Genomic DNA, 19,762 nt, shown 5'->3' with positions numbered 1-19,762 from the left:
GCCCGCCTTTGCTACAGGCCTAGAAACGGGCCGTCAGGTTCAGATAGATGTAACGGCCGGTCGAGTCGTACACCTGGGGATAGGTGTTGCCGTTGGCCGAACCGGCTGCTGCGGTGGCGTTGGTCGAAGCGATCGGCGGATCGCGGTCGAACAGGTTGTTGACACCGGCGCTGAGCGAGATTTTCTTGTTCAGCTGGTAGTTCACGTTCAGGTCGATGTAGTCGCGCGCACCCAGGCGCGATTCGATCTGGTTGACCGTACCGGACAGCAGCTCGCTCGAATTGAGCGCGTCGTTCAGCACCGAGTTCATGTGGCGCCAGGTGAGCGAAGTGTCGAACTTCCAGGGCGTGGTCCAGGTGGTGCGGAACTTGTGGCGCCAGGTCGGGTTCGGGGTGCCGCAGGAGGCGCCGAAATAGCCCTTGCAGTCATACTCGCCCAGGCCGGGCACGTTTTCCACCGTCAGCGATTTCAACAGGGTGCCATCCAGCTTGAAGTCCAGCACGCCGTAGTTGGCCGGCAGGCGCAGGCGGTAGCTGGCGCCGAAGTCCAGGCCGCTGGTGCCCACCGAGCCGATGTTGGCGGTAGTGTTCTGGATATAGCCGTCATTGGTCAGCCACAGGCTGCCCAGGCTGTCGCGGTGGATCAGGTTGCAGAACACCGGATTGCCGGTCTTGGCGCACTGGGTCAGGGCGATGCCAGGATCGACGCTGCTGATGGTGTTGTTGATGTCGATCTTGAAGTAGTCGACGGTCAGCGTCAGGTCGCGCACAGGATTGAGCACGATACCGAAGGTGTAGGTATCGGCTTCTTCAGGCGCCACGTTGGGGTTGCCGCCGGTCTGCGAGTGGTACTGGTTGGCCGAGTTCGCCTCGATTTTGCCATACTGCGATGCCGACACACCGGTGCGGGCGCATTCGGCTGCCGAGTACTCCGGCGTGGCGCCGGCGCAGGGATCATCCGAAGGACCGCCATTGCCCACCGATTGCGGGTTGTACAGGTCCTGGATGGTCGGTGCGCGCACGGCGCGCTGGTAGCTGGCGCGCAGGCGTGCCTGCTGGATGGGCGCCCAGTCGACACCGATACCGTAGGTGTTGGTCTTCTTGCCAGTGCTGTAGTCCGAGTGGCGGTAGGACCCGCTCAAGTCCAGCGACTGCACGAGGAATTTCTTGTCGGCGATCGGCAGCTTGAATTCGCCATACATTTCCTTGACCGAATAGCCGCCCGTCAGGGTCGGTGCGGCGCCGCCCGAACCGGACAGGTCGCCCGAAATGTTTTCCTCGTCGGGCTGATAGACCAGCTTCTCCGAGCGGTGTTCGAGGCCGAACGACACGCCCACGCCGGCATCGCTCCACGGGCTCTTGACGCCGTAGGCACTGAGGTCGGAACCGATGCTGCCGCCATACACGATCTGCTGGGTGTAGCCCTGCACCAGGCCGGACACCGACAGGTAGTCCAGCGCGGCCTTGGTCACGCCGCCGACGTGGTACAGGTCGTAGGGGACGCAGTTGAGATCGGTCTTGTTCACGTACGAGCGGCAGGCCGGCTGGCCGGTGGCGGGATCAGTGATCACGTCCAGCGCCTTGCTGATCTTGGCCACCGAGAAGTAGCCGTTCTGGTGCTGCGAGTGGTTGACGCGGGCGAACTGGCCAAACACGTCGTAGGTCCAGTTGCCCAGGTCACCCTTGACGCCCAGCACCTCGCGGTAGGACGAATCGCTGATGGAATCGACGCGCGGACCGCCTTCGACGTTGCGCTTGCCGACCGAGGCCGTGACGGAATTGGTCGGGGTGATGCCCAGCGCGGTTTTCCAGGCCTGGGTCAGCAGCGGATTGTCATAGCTGAGCACGGCTTGCTGGCCGTAGAAGATACCGCCGGCGGCGATTTGCGCGTCGGTCGAGTAATTGTGGAAGTTGAATTCCTGGTACAGGCGCACCTTCTCGTTGATGTCGTAGTGGGCCTGGGCGTTGAAGCCATAGGTCTGCGACGGCCGCTGCAGGTAGTTGATGGGGCCGAAGTTGTAGGCGTCGGCGGCGGTGTAGGCGCGCACGTTGCCGGCCGCGTCGGCGGCCGTGAAGCCGTTCACGCGGCCATTGGCGTTGGTGCCGGAACCGGAGCACGAGAAGGCCGTGTTGGACGAGGTCAGCGAACAGGCCGTGAAGTCGCGCTGGGCCTGGGTCAGGGCATCGGCTTCCTTGTAGGTGAAGAAGGCGGTGGCGTTGCCCTTGCCGCCGTCGAAGTTACCGCCGATCAGGACGTTGACATCCTTGACCTTGCCATCGAACTTGGCGTCGCCGGGCAGCGCGTAGTTGCGCGCGGCCACCGCATTGGCGATCGCGGTGCTGTGCTGGTCGTGGTTGTGGCCGGTCTGGTTCAGCTGCACCTCCACGCCCTCGAAGTTGTCCTTCAGGATGAAGTTGACCACCCCGGCCACGGCGCCAGCGCCGTACACGGCGCCAGCGCCGCCGGTCAGGATGTCGACCCGCTTGATCAGGGCGGTCGGGATTTCATTCAGGTCGGCCGCGGTGCTGCTGACGCTGCCGGCAGGCATGCGCTTGCCGTTCACCAGCACCAGGGTGCGGTCGGCGCCCAGGCCGCGCAGGCCCACGCTGGCCGTGCCCGAGGCGCCATTCGAAATGGCGGCGCCCTGGCCGGCAAACACCTGCGGCAGGTTGTTCAGCATGTCCTCGACGTTGCGCATGCCATCGATCTTGATGTCCTTTGCGCTCAGGACGGTCACCGGGCTCGCCCCTTCCGTGCTGAGGCTGGGAATGCGCGAACCGGTCACTTCCACTTTCTGCATGGCCTGCTCCGCCTCTTGAGCGTGCGCAGCCATTCCCAGCGCCATGCCGCCCATACATATCAGGCGGATGGAACGCGACAATATTCTTTCCGTGATCATTGCTAGTTCCTTGGGTGTGATTGTTGATCCATATGTTTTTTTATGTCCATGGCCATGGCGCTGGATCTATGGAAACATTCCAGTTAACTCGCTGTCAATCACGGAGAAGGTATTCAAATGTAAATATTCTCGCCGCCCCGTTTTGGACATGCGCGCGGTCAAAAACGGTGCACGGGATAATTTCTGTAATTGCAACGTTATAGATTGCTCTAGAGATAAATTGTGCGGATTTCCGCATTTACATTGCAGGGGCGCACACAGCGGCCATGACCGCCTTCCGGCCATGCACACCGCATGGCTGCGGGCTTGCCGTGGCTTGCACCATTTCAGCTAGTCGCATTTGCACAACACTTGATTGGCATCGGAAATGAAAAAACCCGCCGGTACAGGCCGGCGGGTTTCAGGCTATCCAATCAGGCCCCGAAGGGCTGTGCCGATTAGAAGGACTGGTTGTAGCGTGCGTAGAAGAAGCGGTCGATCGGCAGGTCGGGGTTGACCGACGACGACGACGACGGGCCGCCGTAGGCGCTGCCCGCATCCAGGACCACGCGCGGTTTGCGGTTGAAGATGTTGTTCGAACCAACCACGATCTGGCCCTTCCACGGGGTCTTGTAGCCCACGCTCAGGTCGCTGTACACCACGGCGCCCACCTTGTTGTAGCCGGTACCCCAGCTGGCGGTATCGTTCGGGTTCGAGCATTCCACGGTCGAGCTCCAGCAGTTGCCTTTCACCGAGCTGTAGTAGCGGCTGGTGAAGGTCGAGCTCCAGTTACCCTGCTTCCAATCCAGGCTGACATTGGACTTCAGGCGGTAGATGCCGTACTCGCCGGCATAGCCAACCCAGTCCGAGGTCGCGGTGCTCTTGATCTTGTAAGAAGCAACGTAGGAGTTTTCCGAACGCAAGGCGAACTGGCCATACTTCGATTTCGCGAAGCGGTAGTTCAGCGCCAGGTCCACGCCTTCGGTCGACAGCTGGCCCAGGTTGGCGTTGCCGCGCGACAGGGTCACGATCTGGCCGGTCAGCGGGTCACGCTTGAACTTGTCGCAGAACGACTGCACGCCTTGCACCACGCACTGGTTGATGACGTAGGTGGCCGAGACAGCGGTGATGCGGTTGTCCACCTGGATCTTGTACCAGTCCAGGGCCACGCTGGCGCCCGGCAGGAACGACGGGTTGTACACCAGGCCCAGGGTGCGGGTCTTGGCGGTTTCCGGGGTCAGCGAATCGTTACCCGCGCCGGTATTGAACGGGGTCGGCGATTGCGCGCCGCCTGCCGGCACGGCAGTACCGGCCTGGTTCACCTGACGGAAGGTCACAGGAACGCCTGCGGCCGTGCAACGCGCCTTGACGGTAGCGTTCTTGGCAGCTTCGCCCCATGCGCTGTCGCACGGGTCCAGGTAGGAGTCGTAGGACTGCGAACCGCCGCCGAAGGTGTCGCCCACGGTCGGAGCGCGGAAGCCTTCAGCGTAGGTACCGCGGAACAGCGCGTCGTTGTGCGGCTTCCACTGGAAGCTGGCCTTGTTGTTGGTGGTGCTGCCGAAGTTGCTGTAGTCCGAGTAGCGGCTGGCGAAGTCCAGGCTCAGCATCTTGGCGAAGGGCTTGTCCTTCAGCACAGGGATGTTGGCTTCCAGGTAAGCTTCCTTGACGGTGTAGGCGCCGAAGGTGGCATTGCCAGCCAGGTCGGTCGAGTAGCCCGATTGCTCGAACTGGCCCGGACGGTCATAACCGCTCACCTTGCGGTGCTCCAGGCCGCCAGCCACGCCGACGTCGCCTGCGGGCAGTTTCAGGACCGAACCGCTCAGGTTGGCGGTCCACGAGTTCACGGTGCTGCCATAGGTGCTCTGGCCGGTCGACATCACGTAAGCCAGCGCAGCCGAGTTGGAGGCCGACGGGCCGCCCAGGATATCCCACGGGGTGCATTCGGCCAGCGGGATCGGCGAGGCGGCGGTACCGCACTGCACCACGCCGTTGGCGTTCAGGAAGGACGGGCCCACGGCTTTCTTCAGGTTCAGCAGGTTCAGGTTGCCGGTGCTGAGGGTGGTGCCGGTGATGGCGCTGTGGTTGAAGCCCACATCCCAGGTCCACTCGCTGCCCTTGATGTTGAAGGCGCCGTCCAGGGTGGCGTCCACGTGCACGGTCTGGTTCTTGTTCTCGGTCACACGCGGCACTTCGATGGTGCGGCGGTAGAAGAACAGGTCCACGCCCTTGCCGGCGCCGGCAACCTGGTTGCCGTACGGGTTGTAGTAGCTATCCTTGTCGATGTACACCGGGTATTTCGACTGGGTCAGCGAGTTCAGCGGGTAGCCGGCGATCTGGCGGCTGGAGGTACGCTCAGCCAACATCGCGGTGCTGGCGAAATGCAGGCCCCACGGCAGGTTCAGTTCGCCCTTGGTGAACATCGAGTCCAGCTTGGAGCCCGACTGGAACATCATCTGGCTGGACGAGTTGAAGGTGTCGGCGTCCGCGCCGGTGTATGCTTGATAGTTGGCCGGGTTGCGCGAGCTCTGGCCCACGCCGTCGCCGTTGTAGCTGCCGGTGTGTTTCAGAATCTGGTTCATGCCCGAGGCGGCGCCGGTGGCGCTCACGTTGCGGATACGGCCCCAGGGGCTGGTGCCGAAGCCCGAATTCAGGTGGTTGGGACCATAGGTGGTGGCGGTGATTTCGCGATCCTTGGCCCATACCGGTTCGGTCTGGGTGTGGGTCAGGCCGAACATCAGCGAGCCGACTTCGTTCGAGGCGCCGTAGGACAGCGACAGGTCGCGCGCCTGGCCATCGCCCTTCTCGTTGCGGCCGGAGTACACGCTGACCTGGCCGCCTTCCATGGATTTCTTCAGGACGATGTTGACCACGCCGGCGATAGCGTCCGAGCCGTAGATCGCGGAGGCGCCGTCTTTCAGGATGTCGACGTGGTCGATCATCGAGGAAGGCACGGTGGACATGTCGGTGTAGCCGTCGACGGACTGGGTCCAGCGCTTGCCGTTGACCAGCACCAGCAGGCGCTTGGCGCCCAGGTTGCGCATGTCGAGGTACTGGCCGCCCTGTTCGCGGTTCGAGGTCAGGACCGAGCCCTTGCTGAACGCCGGGGTGCCGGAGGTGGTCATCTGGTTCAGCAGGTCGCCGACCGTCACGACACCGGTAGCCTGGATTTGCTCGGCGGTGATCTTGGTGACCGGTTGCGAGGTTTCCAGGTCGACCTGGCGGATGCGCGAGCCGGTAATTTCGACGCGCTGCGGTGCGGCTGCGGTGGTGCTGGTGCTGGTATCAGCCGACACCTGGGCATACGCAGACATCGAATTCAGGGCCACGGCCACTGCAATTGCTATCTTGCTTCGTTGATACATGGGTTCTCCGTGTAGAGGATACTTATTGTTGCCTGCTGCTCAAAGTCAGGCGCTGGGTAAGTTTTTATATGTCGTTGATCGGTCGAGCTCCCCTGTCACAGCCACCTCTTGAGTGGCATGCGAGATCTACTGACGTCGGCTATCAGACCATTTGGCGTTGTTCCTTGTCAATAAGTGAAGCCTGATCATTCAACATAGAAACAACAGAAATAAATCAAAACGCACCACAACGGTGCATCAATGAGCAAATTCTGTTTTCCGGTGCAGAAACGCACCATGATGGACGGAAAGGTCAAGACAAATAAAATTAGGCAAGGAAGGGGTTAAAATAGTGGGTTATGGGTCTGCCGGCGTTGTGACCGGCCGCCTTCATCAGGAAAAATCATGCTACGACTGAATGAATTGAAATTGCCTTTGGACCATGCCGAGACCGATTTGCGGGCTGCCATTTTGGTGCGCCTGGACATCCCGTCCGAGCAGCTGATCGGTTTCACGGTCTACAAGCGCAGTTACGACGCCCGCAAGAAATCGGCCATCGTGCTCATTTATTCGCTGGATGTGGAAGTCCAGGATGAAGCGGCGCTGCTGGCGCGCCGCCACCACGACCACCACCTGATGCCGGCCCCCGACACTTCCTACCACTTCGTGGCCACGGCCGAGGAACTGGCCGGCGCCGAACGCCTGCCGCGCCCGGTGGTCATCGGCACCGGCCCCTGCGGCCTGTTTGCCGCCCTGATCCTGGCCCAGATGGGCTTGAAGCCGCTGATCCTGGAGCGCGGCAAGCCGGTGCGCGAGCGCACCGTGGACACCTTCGGCTTCTGGCGCCAGCGCAAGCTGAACCCGGAATCCAATGTGCAATATGGCGAAGGCGGCGCCGGCACTTTTTCCGATGGCAAGCTGTACAGCCAGATCAAGGACCCCAGGCATTACGGCCGCAAGGTGCTGACCGAGTTCGTGCAGGCCGGCGCGCCGGAGGAAATCATTTACGTCAGCAAGCCGCACATCGGCACCTTCCGCCTGGTGAAAATGGTGCAGGAGCTGCGCGAGCGCATCACCGCCATGGGCGGCGAATACCGCTTCGAGACCAAGGTGGTCGATATCGACGTGGAAGACGGTCCGGACGGGCGCCAGCTGCGCGGCCTGACCCTGGCCAGCGGCGAGAAAATCGCGGCCAGCCACGTGGTGCTGGCGGTCGGCCACAGCGCGCGCGACACCTTCGAGATGCTGCACCAGCGCGGCGTGTACGTGGAAGCCAAGCCATTCTCGATCGGCTTCCGCGTCGAACACCCGCAATCGCTGATCGACAAGGCCCGTTTCGGCCCCAGCGCCGGCCATCCCATCCTGGGCGCGGCCGACTACAAGCTGGTGCACCACGCCAGCAACGGGCGGGCCGTGTACAGCTTCTGCATGTGCCCGGGCGGCACCGTGGTGGCGGCCGCCTCCGAGCCGGGCCGGGTGGTCACCAACGGCATGAGCCAGTACTCGCGCAACGAGCGCAACGCCAACAGCGCCATCGTGGTCAATATCGATCCGGCCACCGACTATCCGGGCCACCCGCTGGCCGGGGTGGCGCTGCAGCGCGAGCTGGAGGAAAAAGCCTTTGTGCTGGGCGGCGGCACCTACAACGCGCCGGGCCAGCTGATGGGCGACTTCGTGGCCGGCAAGGCCTCGACCGCCTTCGGCAGCGTGGTGCCCTCCTTCAAGCCGGGCGTGCACCTGACCGACCTGGCGCAAATCCTGCCGGAATTCGCCGTCACCGCCCTGCGCGAAGCCTTCCCGGCCTTCGACAAGCAGGTGCCGGGCTACTTCAAGCATGACGCCGTGCTGACCGGCCTGGAAACCCGCACTTCCTCGCCGATCCGCATCAAGCGCCGCGACGACACCCTGCAAAGCCTGAACACGCGCGGCCTGTACCCGGCCGGCGAAGGCGCCGGCTACGCGGGCGGCATCCTGTCGGCCGGCGTGGACGGCATCAAGGTGGCGGAAGCCGTGGCGCTGGACATCGTGGCCCAGCTGAAAAAAACCTAGAGCCAGCCTGCTTTCTTGAAGCGGTGATGCAGGTATAGACACACCGCCACCATCACGCACAGCGCCATCGGATAGCCGTACTTCCACTCCAGCTCGGGCATGACCTTGAAGTTCATGCCCCAGATCCCGGCAAACGCCGTGCAGATGGCGAAAATGGCGGCCCAGGCCGCCAGCCGCTTGTTCACTTCGCTCTCCTCGATGGCCACCATGGACAGGTTGACCTGGATCGCGGTGCTGATGGTGTCGCGTATGGTGTCCAGCGCGCCATTGATGCGGTAAAGGTGGTCGTGGACGTCGCGGAAGTATTCCTGGGTATTGCTGCACAGGGCGGGCACGCGGCCGCCGTGCAGGCGTCCCACGGCCTCGGTCAGCGGCGCCACGGCGTGGCGCACCATGGTGGCTTTGCGCTTGAGTTCGTAAAGGCGCTGGATGTTGTCGCGCTGGGCGCCCTGGATGAAGATCAGTTCCTCGATGCGCTCCAGTTCCAGCTCCAGTTCGTCGACCACGGGGAAATAGCGGTCCACCACGGCGTCCATCAGGGCGTACAGCACGAAGGCCGGGCCCAGGCGCAGCATGTCCGGCTCCTGCTCGGCGCGCTTGCGCACGCACAGGAAGCCCTGGGTGCTGTGGCCGTCGCGCGAGGACAGCACATAGTTCCTGCCGACGAAGATGTCGACTTCGCCCACCACGGGCTGGCCCTCCACCATTTCCACGGTTTTCACCACCACGAACAGGGAGTCGCCGTATTCCTCTATCTTGGGACGCTGGTGGCCGCGCTGGGCATCCTCCACGGCCAGTTCATGCAGGCAGAATTCGTCCTGCATCTCGGCCAGTTCGCCCGGCAGCGGATCGCGCAGGGCCACCCACACGAAGCACCCGGGACGGGCCACGTAGTCGCTGATGTCGGCAACGGGGATATCGGCCAGCTTCTGGCCGTCCTGGTAGGCGACGCAATTGATCAACATATGGAAAAGCTCCTGACTAGCAATACTGCAATAGTCAGGAGCTTACCTTAAGCCAAGCTTTTATGAGCGCCTGCCTCACCGCGAGCAGGGCTAGGCGCGGCGCCGAAGACAGTGCGGCTGCACGGCGAGGCGCCGCAACGACGCCATGCTCGCGGTGAAGCGGGCGCTAGTCGTCCTTGGCGCCGTCGATGCCTAGCTCCGCAATCTTGCGCGTAATCGTATTGCGCCCTATGCCCAGGCGCACGGCGGCGTCGTTCTTGCGGCCGTGGGTGTGCTTGAGCGCCGTACGTATCAAGGCCGATTCGAACTGCCGCCCCAATACCGCCATCACTTCCTGCTGGCCGCCGCTCAGCATGCTGGCGGCCTGGGCTTCCAGCAGGCCCAGCCAGGCGTCCGGCGAGGCTGGCGCCGGTTCCGGCGCCGCCACCGCGGTGACCGTGCCGTGGTGCTGCAGGCCGTTGTAGTTGTCCGGCGCGGATTGCGGCGCCGACAGCGAGGGCGTGCCGCCCGCCTGCTCCTGGGTCAGCTCCAGCGGCAAGTCCTTGATTTCCACGGTCTGGCCGGGCGCCATCACGGTAATCCAGTTGCACAGGTTTTCCAGCTGGCGCACGTTGCCGGGCAACTCCAGGCTGCACAGGAACTGCAGGGCCGAGTCGCTCATGCGCTTGGCTTCCACGCCCAGCTGCTTGGCGCTTTGCAGCAGGAAGTGGCGCACCAAAATGGGGATATCCTCGCGCCTTTCCCTCAAACTGGGCAGGCGCAGGCGGATCACGTTCAGGCGGTGGTACAAGTCCTCGCGGAACAGGCCTTCGCGTACGCGCAATTCCAGGTTCTGGTGGGTGGCGGTGATCACGCGCACATTGGCCTTGAGCGGCTGGTGGCCGCCGACCCGGTAGAAATGCCCGTCCGACAGCACCCGCAGCAAGCGGGTCTGCAGGTCGAACGGCATGTCACCGATCTCGTCCAGGAACAGGGTGCCGTTCTCGGCCTGCTCGAAGCGGCCGCGGCGCGTGGTCTGGGCGCCGGTGAAGGCGCCGCGCTCATGGCCGAACAATTCCGATTCCAGCAAATCCTTGGGGATGGCGGCCGTGTTGAGCGCGATGAAGGGCTGCGAAGCGCGCGGGCTGTGCTTGTGCAGGGCGCGCGCCACCAGTTCCTTGCCGGTGCCGGACTCGCCGGTGATCAGCACCGTCACGTTCGATTGCGACAGCCGGCCGATGGCGCGGAACACTTCCTGCATGGCCGGCGCCTGGCCCAGGATTTCCGGGGTCTCGGCCGGGCCGGATTCGACGCTGGTCTCGCGCAGGCTCTCGTCCAGGGCGCGCCGTATCAGCTCGACGGCCTTGTCGATGTCGAACGGCTTGGCCAGGTATTCGAAGGCGCCGCCCTGGAAGGCCGCGACGGCCGAGTCCAGGTCGGAGAAGGCAGTGATGATGATGACCGGCAGGCCGGGGAAGCGCGACTTCACCAGCTGCAGCAGGTCGAGGCCGGAGTCGCCCGGCATCCGGATGTCGGACACCAGCACCTGCGGCGTTTCAAACTCCAGCGCGGCGATGGCGTCGCGCGCGTTGGCAAAACTCTTGGTGGCCAGGTTTTCCCGGGCCAGCGCTTTTTCCAGTACCCAGCGTATCGATTCGTCGTCGTCTACTATCCAGATTGGCTTCATGTGTTTTGATCTATCCCGCAATATGGATCGTCTGTCAGGGACACGGCGAACAGTCGCTGCCCGCCCCCGCTTATGGCAAGGGCAGCAGTATCCTGAAATCCGTATATCCAGGCCGGCTCTCGCACTCGATCACGCCCATGTGCTGCTGCACGAAGGTCTGCGCCAGAGTCAGTCCCAGGCCGCTGCCGCCCTCCCGTCCCGACACCAGCGGGTAGAAGATACGGTCGCGGATCTGGGGTGCGATACCCGGTCCATTGTCGATGATATGCAAGTCTAATGCCAGCCCGTAGCGGACCTTGGCCAGGGTGACCTGGCGCGCCACCCGGGTCTTGAACACGATCTCGGCGTCGCCGGCCTCGATGCGCGCGGCCAGGGCCTGGGCCGCGTTGTGGGCGATGTTGAGCACGGTCTGGATCAGCTGCTCCTTGTCGCCCCGGAATTCGGGGATGGAGGCGTCGTAGTCGCGCAGGATGGTAAGGCCGGCCGGGAACTCGGCCAGCATCAGGCTGCGCACCCGCTCCAGCACTTCGTGGATGTTGACGTCGCCCACGATGTGCGGGCGGCGGTGCGGCGCCAGCAGGCGGTCCACCAGGGTCTGCAGGCGGTCCGCCTCCTTGATGATGACCTGGGTGTATTCGCGCAGCTGCTGCACGTGCAGCGGCGGCAGCTCCATTTCCAGCAGCTGAGCCGCGCCGCGGATGCCGCCCAGCGGGTTCTTGATCTCGTGCGCCAGGTTGCGTATCAGCTCCTTGTTGACCTGGCTCTGGTCCAGGATGCGCTCCTCGCGGTCCAGCTTGAGGTGCTGCTGGTTCTCGCGCAGCTCGATCAGCACGCTGTCGGCCGGTTCCTCCAGCGCCGAGACGATGCTGTGCACGTGCAGCGGCTCGCGCCCGGCGCGCTCCAGCGCCAGGTCCTGGCGCAGGTCGGAAAACTTGTGGGCGCGGGCCTGGGCGCAGATGTGTTCCAGTTCCTCGGGATTGAGGAAATGGGACGACAGCCTGCTGCGCAGCAGGGCCTTGACCGAGTTTTCCAGCAGGTTCTCGGCCGCCGCGTTGACGTAGCTGATCTTGCCTTCGCCATCGACCAGCACCACGGCCGAGGCCAGCAGCTCCAGCCCGGCCAGGGCCTGAGGCCGCGCGAACGCGGCGGCGCGCGCCGCGATATTACTCACTAAACTCATGTCGCATACTCACTTGATGTTGGCGATTTCCCGTTTCAGGGCGTCGACGTTTTTTTCCGAACGGCTGATGTTGTCGCGCAAAGCGGCCGTCCGCTCCTGGTATTTGGCGTAGTTGTGTTCGTCGCCGCGGCGCTCCGGCTGGCCATTGTTGTATTCCAGCCTGAGGGCGGCCAGCTTCTGCAGTTCGCTGCGCAGTTCCTCGTCCAGGATGGCGCGGCGGTCGGCGTCGCGGGCGCGCTGCTCGGCGCTGTCCACGCGGGGAAAACTGCCGGGCGTCGCCACGCCGGGCGTGGCCGCAGCGGCGCCGGAAGCAGCGGCGCCCGACCTGGCCGGCGCCACGCGCCTGGGCGGGGCCGGTATCTGCGCGCCGGGCACGTCGAGCACGCGGCATTGCGCAGCCGGACGCGCCGTGTCGGTCAACTCCTTGCGGCCCTGGGCATCGACACACAGGAAAATCTGCCCCTGGGCCTGGGCCGCGCCGGCCACGAGCAGGACGGCGCTGAAACAAAATCTGGTGCGGGTGGTCATGTCCCAATATACCATCCAAAACAAAACGCGAGGAAAGCCTGCGCTCGCCTCGCGTTTCTGCCTTCAGGCGGGCGCCGCTGCTGCAAGCCGGCGCGCTGCCATTACAGCGAGTAGTACATGTCGAATTCCGCCGGGTGGGTGGTCATGCGCATGCGCTGCACATCCTGCATTTTCAGTTCGATGTAGGCATCGATCATGGAGTCGGTGAACACGCCGCCGCGGGTCAGGAACTCGCGGTCCTTGTTCAGGTTGTCCAGGGCTTCTTCCAGCGAAGCGCACACGGTCGGGATCAGTGCGTCTTCTTCCGGCGGCAGGTGGTACAGGTCCTTGGAAGCGGCTTCGCCCGGGTGGATCTTGTTCTGGATACCGTCCAGGCCGGCCATCAGCAGGGCGGCGAAGCACAGGTACACGTTGGCCAGGGGATCCGGGAAACGGGTCTCGATGCGGCGGCCTTTGGGGTTCGCCACGTGCGGGATGCGGATCGAGGCGGAACGGTTCTTGGCCGAGTAAGCCAGTTTCACCGGGGCTTCGAAGCCGGGCACCAGGCGCTTGTACGAGTTGGTGCCGGGGTTGGTGATGGCGTTCAGGGCCTTGGCGTGCTTGATGATGCCGCCGATGTAGTACAGGGCGGTTTCCGACAGGCCGGCATAGCCGTCGCCGGCGAACAGGTTGGAGCCGTCTTTCCAGATCGACTGGTGCACGTGCATGCCCGAACCGTTGTCGCCCACGATGGGTTTCGGCATGAAGGTGGCGGTTTTGCCGTAGCTGTGGGCCACGTTGTGCACCACGTATTTCAGGTTCTGGGTCCAGTCGGCGCGCTCGACCAGGGTCGAGAACTTGGTGCCGATTTCATTCTGGCCGGCGCCGGCCACTTCGTGGTGGTGCACTTCAACAGGGATGCCCAGCGATTCCAGGATCAGGCACATTTCCGAACGCATGTCCTGGAAGCTGTCGACCGGGGGAACCGGGAAGTAGCCGCCCTTGACGGTCGGACGGTGGCCGCTGTTGCCGCCTTCGATTTCCTTGTCGGTCGACCAGGAAGCTTCGTCGGAGTCCACTTTCACGAAGCAGCCCGACATGTCGATCTTCCAGCGCACGCTGTCGAAGATGAAGAATTCGGGTTCCGGGCCGAAGTAGGCGGTGTCGCCGATGCCGGTGGCTTTCAGGTAGGCCTCGGCGCGCTTGGCGATGGAGCGCGGGTCGCGGTCATAGCCCTTGCCGTCGGCCGGTTCGATCACGTCACACTGCATGAACAGGGTGGTTTCTTCCATGAACGGGTCGATGCGGGCAGTGTTGGGGTCCGGCAGCAGTATCATGTCCGAAGCCTCGATGCCTTTCCAGCCGGCGATGGAGGAGCCGTCGAAGGCGTGGCCAGACTCGAATTTGTCGATGTCGAATGCCGACACAGGCACGGTGACGTGCTGCTCTTTACCACGGGTATCGGCAAAGCGGAAATCAACGAATTTCACTTCGTTGTCTTTGACCATTTTCAAGACTTCTGCGGCGGTTATTGCCATGCGTATCTCCTAAAGGAATGTGTGGGTGAGCCGACCAACTGCGGCGGATATTGCTGCACGTCCCCAAATTCAGTGCGACCGAAACTCTGACATTCCTGAAGCACTAATCGTGCCAGCGGGGAACGCATGAGCTTATGAAGCAAGCATCTTTGAACCTGCTGCCAACTGGCACTAAAATCTATCATGTTACCTAGATGCACCAATTTGCCACAGATCGAAATAGCACTACATTGGTGCATTTTGCGCTTATTGCACTATTTTGGTTCATTTTTGAGAAATGTCACAAAAATGCACCTTAATAGTGCAACCAACGGCGCCTGGATCGTCCGGCATCTATAATAAACTCATTACCTTTCTCGGAACAATGCTATGAACACCGCAGACGACCTCCTCCGCACGGCCCGGGCGCGGAACAAGGATTGGGCTTACCAGGGAGCGGTGACGCCCCGGGAAGCGTTGGAATTGCTGCAGGCGGATCCCCATGTGAAGCTGATCGACGTGCGCACCAATGCCGAGCGCGACTGGGTCGGACGGGTCACCATCCCGGAGACCCAGCATGGTGCGGTCCAGTGGAATACTTATCCGGGCGGCATCGCCAACCATGGTTTTATCGAGGAATTGAACGCCATTGCGCGCAAGGACCAAGTGCTGCTGTTCCTGTGCCGCTCCGGCGTGCGCTCGCGTGGTGCAGCCAAGCTGGCCAGCGAGCACGGCTACCAGCACTGCTACGACATCCTCGAAGGTTTCGAAGGCGACAAGGATGAACAGGGCCACCGCAAGAATGTGAATGGCTGGTGCAAGGCGGGATTGCCCTGGACCGGGGCCTGAGGCTGCGTCACACCGCCCAGGGCGTCGTTGCAGCTCCTCGCCGTGCAGGCGCACTGCCTTCGTCGCTGCGCCTCGCCCTGCCCGGTGTGAAGCAGCCTCTGTAAGGCTGCCTCGCTAGACGGGCACGGCGTCGCCCGGCGGTGAGGCCTCGTTCATCAGGAACAGGATGCGCTTGCGCACGAACTGTATGTGGCTGCGCAAGCCGTACAGACCATCCGCGAACGATAGCGGGATGGAGATCTGGTTGACCAGGTCCTCGATCTCGTCCAGCCGCTTGAGCTGGGCCTGGTAAACCTGCATGCGCTGGCCTGGCGGCGCCGTCTCCACCTTCTGCTCCACCGTGCGCAGCTGGCCGTACCAGCGGTAAACGCGCGAGCGGATGCGCCACACGTACAGCGGCGGCACCACTTTCGACAGCGGCAGGATCAGCGCGCCCAGCGCCACCACCAGCACCCACATGCGGTCGAAGAAATTGGCCAGCCAGAAGGTCATGTAGCGCTGCAGGAAGGGCGGGCCGTCCTTGTAGAACTTGGCCGCCTCCGGCGCCACCGGGATTTCCGTGTACCTGGCGGACGGGAACTGGCCCTGTTGCTGGAACCAGCCGGCACCGCCGTGGATGGCGCTGGCAGCCTGCACGAACAGCTCGACCAGGGCCGTGTGCACATCCTCGCGCGCCACCAGGGTGGCGGTGGGCGCGATCAGCTGCGAATCGTGGGAAGGAATGTCGCGCCCCAGGTCGACGATCCCGCGCGGCAGCACCACGTGGGTCAGGAAGGGCAGCTTGCGGGCGTAGGCTTCCGACTGGCTGAAGTCGAACAGCTTGATGCCCGGCGTCTGCAGCAGCATCTGGATCAGCGGCGCTTCCGGCGCCGAAGTGAATACCAGGCCGTCGAGGCGGCCCTCCAGCAGTTCCACCGTGGCCGGGGTGTTGGCCAGCGAATAGCGCTCCACCTCCCCTTTCTCGACGCCGTTCAGCTCCAGGATTTGATTGAACAAGCGCGGCGAACCGGAACCCTTGGGACCAAAATTGATCTTCTTGCCGCGCAGTTGGGACAGCTGGGTAATGGGCGGATGCTGCTTGTCCTCGCGCAGGAACAGCCAGAGCGGCTCGGTGAATAAACTGCCGAGCGATTGCAGGCCTTCGCGGTCGGCCGCCTCCTCGTTGGTGGAACCGCTCTGCACGAAGGCCAGGTCGACTTCGCCGGCCCGCAGGCGGCGCAGGTTTTCCGACGACCCGGCGGACGGCACCAGGGTCACCTTGACGCCATGTTTGGCCAAGGCGGCCGCGTACTTCTTGCCGAATTCCTCGTAGGCGCTGTTTTCCTGGCCGGTGCCCAGCCGCACCGTGCGCGGCGGCGCCGGATCGACCAGGATGTAGGCCAGCACGCACACGGCGGCTATCGCCAGCACGGTGGGACCGGCCGCTACGATCAGGTCCCGGATCGAGAAGCGGGTGAACTTGAGGATTTTCTTCATGTGGTGGCGCATAGCTTTCATGGGCTGATACATTGCCAACAAATGAACGACTATGCAAGGGTAAGTGGCACCGCAAGCGCGGCGCCGCCCCCGCCGCAGCGGGAGCGCGGGGTCAGCGGGCGCAGGCCGACATGTCCGCTGCCGGCGCCCTGGCGCCCGCATTGGTCCCATAGCCGGTCATCGCCGCCACCGCCACCGGCTTGACCGGATGCACGCCATCCTGCTCGATCAGCGGCATCAGGGTGGGCGCCAGCACCGTCAGCAGCTGCACCGGCAGTGCGCTGGTGAAGTCGTAGTTCTTCGATTCCGGCCCGTGCACATAAGCCGTCATGCTGCCGAAGAAGCGCTCGCCGATGTTGAACACGAAAGTCGCCGAGCGGTTCACATAGCGCGACTCGATCAGCCGCCCGCCGCCGCCATACACGTCGAAGCGCTGGTCGCCGGTGCCGGTCTTGCCGCCCACCGGGATGATGGTGCCGTCGGCCTTCACGAAGGCGGCCTTGACCCGCTTGGCGGTGCCGTCAGAGACCACGCCGCGTATCGCATCGGCCACCACGCGCGCCACTTCCGGCGCGATCACCTGTTCGTTATTGGCGGCCTTGGCGCGCGTGACCACGGTGTCATACGGCGTGTCCTGGGCGAAGTGCAGTTTGGAGACGCGCTGGCTGGCCTTGCGCACGCCGCCGTTGACGATGATGCCCATCATCTCGGCCAGCGCCGCCGGACGGTCGGCCGAGGCGCCCAGGGTGGTGGCGTAGGACGGCGTCAGCGAATCGAAGGGATAGCCCATCTTCTTCCACTGCTTGTGGATTTCCATGAAGGCTTCCACCTCCAGCAGCTGGGCGATGCGGCGGTCCTGGGCGTGCTTGCGGTGGGTCTTGAACAGCCAGGAATACACTTCCTGCCGTTCCTGCTCGCTGGCCTTGGTGATTTCCGCCAGGGTGGCGTTGGGGCGGTTCAGCATGTAGGCGACCATCCACAGCTCCAGCGGGTGCACGCGCGCCAGGTAGCCGCGGTCCGGCAGGTTCCACTTGTCGACCGCGTACTGCTCGTACAGCTTGCTGATCTTTTCCGCATCGACCTCGTTCTGCGACGGCAGGTTGGCGTTCAGGAAGGCGCCGAACTGCTGCTCACTGGCGGCCGGATGCAGCATGCGGTGTATCACGGCCAGCCGCACGGGGGTCGGACGTATGGTGTCGACCAGGATGTTTTCCAGCTCATTGGCCGGCTTGCCCTTGTACTTGGCGTAGAAGCGCGCCAGGTACAGCTTGCCCTCCTTGTCGGCGAAGCGCGCCAGGTACTGGGCCCGGCGCGGATCGTCGGCGTCGGCCAGCAGCGCGGCCGAGGAGCCGGGCGTCTCGAACATGTAGTAGCGCGCCACGTCGCGCATCAGGCGCACGAACACCAGGTTGGTCGAATGGCGCAGGGCCTCGGTCACGGTCAGGATCTTGCTGTTGTCTTCCTTGGAGAAGTTGCCGAAGGTGTGCAGGCCGCCGCCGGTGAAGAAGGCCTCGCCCGGATTGCCCGAATACTTGCGCTCCATGGCCGCGTTCAACATGGGCGTCAGCTCGCGTCCGCCCTTCTCCAGCGGCAGCGCCTTGAAGTACTCGATGGCCCACTGGGTCAGGCGGTCCTTCTCGTCCACCTTGACCGCCGCCAGCTCCGCCGCGTTCATGCCGGACAGGCGCTTGTGCAGCTGGTCCATGATGTCCAGGTAGCTGACCAGGGTGCGCAGCTTGGCGGTGGAACCCAGGTCCAGCTTGGCGCCCTCGTTGATGTCCAGCGGCTGGTCGAAATTGTCGGTCTGGATGCGCAGCAAATTGGTCTGCTCTCCCTTCTCCAGCAAGGTGAAGCTGTACACCACGTTGGCCGGATCGCCGTTGCCCAGCATGCCCTTGCCGGTCAGGCCGGCCTTTTGCGCCACCTCGGGGTCGCGCAGGTCGCGCAGCAACTGGGTGACCGTGGTCTGGGTCTGGGCGTCCAGGGTGGTGTTGACGGTCAGGTCCAGGCGGTCCAGGTTGTACATGCGGTTGTCGCCCAGCAGGTTGGCCAAGTGCACGCGGATGGCGTTGGACGCCTTGCGCTCGACGAAGGTCTGCGGCGGCGCCGCCGACAGGCCGTTGCCGGTGGCCGGATGCAGCTTGGCCCGCAGCGCCGCGTCGCGCAACTGCGGGGTGATGATGTTGTTCTGCGCCAGCAGGCGCAAGTGGCTGTTGGCCAGCACTTCCAGGTCCTCGGCGCCGTCGCCCAGGTAGTAGCTGGGGCGGCGCTGGGCGATCAGGAGGCTGAGCGCTTCCTTGAAGGCGATCGGGCTGTCCGGCTGGTCCATCTTGCCGCCCAGGAGGCGCTTGACCTCGTCGAAATCGCGGCCATACCAGACCCACATGCCGTCGCCTATGCCGTTCACCTCGCCGTAGCCCGGCTTGGCCGACAGCGGCACCGTGTTGAGGTAGTCGACCACGATCTGGCGCCGCACCCGGGTGGTGTCCTCGCCGCCCTGGTAGGAGCGCAGGCTGGCCGACACCATCTGCTGCAGCTTGTCCTTCATGGAAGCGGTGCGCCCTTCCGGCGAATGGCGGTATTTCTCGATCTGGGTGGCCAGCGTGCTGCCGCCGGCCGGACGGTGGCTGCCGGCCACGGCGGCGGCGGTCTTTTCCAGGATGGCCTTGCTCAGGCGGTCCCACTCCACGGCCGGATTGCGCTTGGGATGCTGGCTGTCGAGCAGCTCGCGGTTCTCGATGAACAGCAGGCTTTGCACCAGCGCCAGCGGGGTCTGCTCGAACTTCGCATACACGCGCTCCGGATAGGCGGCCGTGAACAGCGGCTGGGCGCGGCAATCGTAGATGTGCAGGCCGGTCTTGGTCTTTTCGCGGTAAGGCGTGAACACGCCCATGTCGGTCACTTCCATCAGCTTGGGCGAGAAGCGCGACTGGGCGCTGATGGCGTAGTCGCGCGCCTGCAGCCGGGACAGGTAATCGGGCAGGTTGGCATAGCCCAGGCGCTCGTCGTACGGGCTGTCCTTGGGATAGCGGATGGCCTTGCTGGGCCCCGGCTCGACTTTCCACGTCATCTTGCCTGCCAGGCCGTGGAAGAAGCGCGCCTGCATCGCCGACGTGCGGGTTTCCTGCACGCCCAGGTAGATGGCGAAGGACAGGCCCACCAGCAGCACCAGGATCAGCGCATTGCGCGAACGCTTGCCGCGTTTGGGCGAGGATGGCGGCGGCGGCGCCGGCTGGGCGTGCGCCAGGTGGGCGGAACTATCGTCGTCGGGCAGCATGGAGTCAGGAGCGGGAGGGGAGTCGGGCACGGCGCGCAGGTGGCGGCGTTTGCTAAA

General features: G+C 63.9%; 11 protein-coding genes. 2 read left to right on the top strand and 9 right to left on the bottom strand.

Translation table 11 applies throughout. From position 1 onward, the window contains the following. Positions 1-19: 19 nt before the first annotated feature. Together ACLB1G_RS13255 and ACLB1G_RS13250 are read right to left on the bottom strand one after the other, a co-directional pair. The gene (locus ACLB1G_RS13255) at positions 20-2,800 is read right to left on the bottom strand and encodes a TonB-dependent receptor domain-containing protein (RefSeq protein ID WP_491627678.1); all 2,781 of its coding nucleotides are present in this window, start codon (positions 2,798-2,800) and stop codon (positions 20-22) included. 536 nt (positions 2,801-3,336) lie between these two features. Next, positions 3,337-6,240, bottom strand: a complete 2,904-nt coding sequence (locus ACLB1G_RS13250) for a TonB-dependent receptor plug domain-containing protein (RefSeq protein WP_491627677.1) — start codon at positions 6,238-6,240, stop codon at positions 3,337-3,339. A gap of 384 nt (positions 6,241-6,624) precedes the next feature. Here ACLB1G_RS13250 and ACLB1G_RS13245 point away from each other — a divergent pair, with 384 nt between their 5' ends. Beyond that, entirely contained in the window at positions 6,625-8,268 is a 1,644-nt protein-coding gene (locus tag ACLB1G_RS13245; protein ID WP_491627676.1) for an NAD(P)/FAD-dependent oxidoreductase, read from the top strand. On the opposite strand, the gene corA is transcribed toward ACLB1G_RS13245, so the two are convergent. The 5 genes from corA to glnA form a co-directional block, all read right to left on the bottom strand. After that, positions 8,265-9,233: a magnesium/cobalt transporter CorA gene (gene corA, locus ACLB1G_RS13240; RefSeq protein ID WP_491627675.1), complete on the bottom strand. Its 969-nt coding sequence runs from the start codon at positions 9,231-9,233 to the stop codon at positions 8,265-8,267. The two genes, ACLB1G_RS13245 and corA, sit on opposite strands and share 4 nt — an antisense overlap. Before the next feature lie 166 nt (positions 9,234-9,399). Then, positions 9,400-10,899, bottom strand: a complete 1,500-nt coding sequence (ntrC, locus tag ACLB1G_RS13235; protein ID WP_491627674.1) for a nitrogen regulation protein NR(I) — start codon at positions 10,897-10,899, stop codon at positions 9,400-9,402. A gap of 70 nt (positions 10,900-10,969) precedes the next feature. Then, complete coding sequence (gene glnL, locus ACLB1G_RS13230; RefSeq protein ID WP_491627673.1) at positions 10,970-12,079, bottom strand: nitrogen regulation protein NR(II); 1,110 nt, start codon at positions 12,077-12,079, stop codon at positions 10,970-10,972. A gap of 9 nt (positions 12,080-12,088) precedes the next feature. Further along, positions 12,089-12,607 (bottom strand): DUF4124 domain-containing protein, encoded by a 519-nt coding sequence (locus ACLB1G_RS13225; RefSeq protein WP_491627672.1) that lies wholly within the window; start codon positions 12,605-12,607, stop codon positions 12,089-12,091. Positions 12,608-12,708: 101 nt separating this feature from the next. Continuing rightward, complete coding sequence (gene glnA, locus ACLB1G_RS13220; protein WP_491627671.1) at positions 12,709-14,124, bottom strand: type I glutamate--ammonia ligase; 1,416 nt, start codon at positions 14,122-14,124, stop codon at positions 12,709-12,711. A 369-nt stretch (positions 14,125-14,493) separates the two neighbouring features. On the opposite strand from glnA, the gene ACLB1G_RS13215 reads away from it, so the two are divergent. After that, positions 14,494-14,952 (top strand): rhodanese-like domain-containing protein, encoded by a 459-nt coding sequence (locus tag ACLB1G_RS13215; protein WP_491627670.1) that lies wholly within the window; start codon positions 14,494-14,496, stop codon positions 14,950-14,952. Positions 14,953-15,066: 114 nt separating this feature from the next. Here the strand turns inward: ACLB1G_RS13215 and ACLB1G_RS13210 are convergent, their stop codons facing one another. Together ACLB1G_RS13210 and ACLB1G_RS13205 are read right to left on the bottom strand one after the other, a co-directional pair. Beyond that, positions 15,067-16,428 (bottom strand): TAXI family TRAP transporter solute-binding subunit, encoded by a 1,362-nt coding sequence (locus ACLB1G_RS13210; RefSeq protein ID WP_491627765.1) that lies wholly within the window; start codon positions 16,426-16,428, stop codon positions 15,067-15,069. Positions 16,429-16,540: 112 nt separating this feature from the next. After that, the gene (locus tag ACLB1G_RS13205; RefSeq protein WP_491627764.1) at positions 16,541-19,705 is read right to left on the bottom strand and encodes a transglycosylase domain-containing protein; all 3,165 of its coding nucleotides are present in this window, start codon (positions 19,703-19,705) and stop codon (positions 16,541-16,543) included. Positions 19,706-19,762: the final 57 nt, after the last annotated feature.

The organism is Duganella kummerowiae, from assembly GCF_053572355.1.
This window is presented reverse-complemented; position numbering and strand designations above follow the sequence as displayed.

Coding starts and splice junctions, on each gene's coding strand:
- ACLB1G_RS13205 (WP_491627764.1), bottom strand. CDS start 19,705: ATGCTGCCCGACGACGATAGTTCCGCCCACCTGGCGCACGCCCAGCCG.
- glnL (WP_491627673.1), bottom strand. CDS start 12,079: ATGAGTTTAGTGAGTAATATCGCGGCGCGCGCCGCCGCGTTCGCGCGG.
- ACLB1G_RS13210 (WP_491627765.1), bottom strand. CDS start 16,428: ATGAAGAAAATCCTCAAGTTCACCCGCTTCTCGATCCGGGACCTGATC.
- corA (WP_491627675.1), bottom strand. CDS start 9,233: ATGTTGATCAATTGCGTCGCCTACCAGGACGGCCAGAAGCTGGCCGAT.
- glnA (WP_491627671.1), bottom strand. CDS start 14,124: ATGGCAATAACCGCCGCAGAAGTCTTGAAAATGGTCAAAGACAACGAA.
- ACLB1G_RS13215 (WP_491627670.1), top strand. CDS start 14,494: ATGAACACCGCAGACGACCTCCTCCGCACGGCCCGGGCGCGGAACAAG.
- ACLB1G_RS13225 (WP_491627672.1), bottom strand. CDS start 12,607: ATGACCACCCGCACCAGATTTTGTTTCAGCGCCGTCCTGCTCGTGGCC.
- ntrC (WP_491627674.1), bottom strand. CDS start 10,899: ATGAAGCCAATCTGGATAGTAGACGACGACGAATCGATACGCTGGGTA.
- ACLB1G_RS13255 (WP_491627678.1), bottom strand. CDS start 2,800: ATGCAGAAAGTGGAAGTGACCGGTTCGCGCATTCCCAGCCTCAGCACG.
- ACLB1G_RS13250 (WP_491627677.1), bottom strand. CDS start 6,240: ATGTATCAACGAAGCAAGATAGCAATTGCAGTGGCCGTGGCCCTGAAT.
- ACLB1G_RS13245 (WP_491627676.1), top strand. CDS start 6,625: ATGCTACGACTGAATGAATTGAAATTGCCTTTGGACCATGCCGAGACC.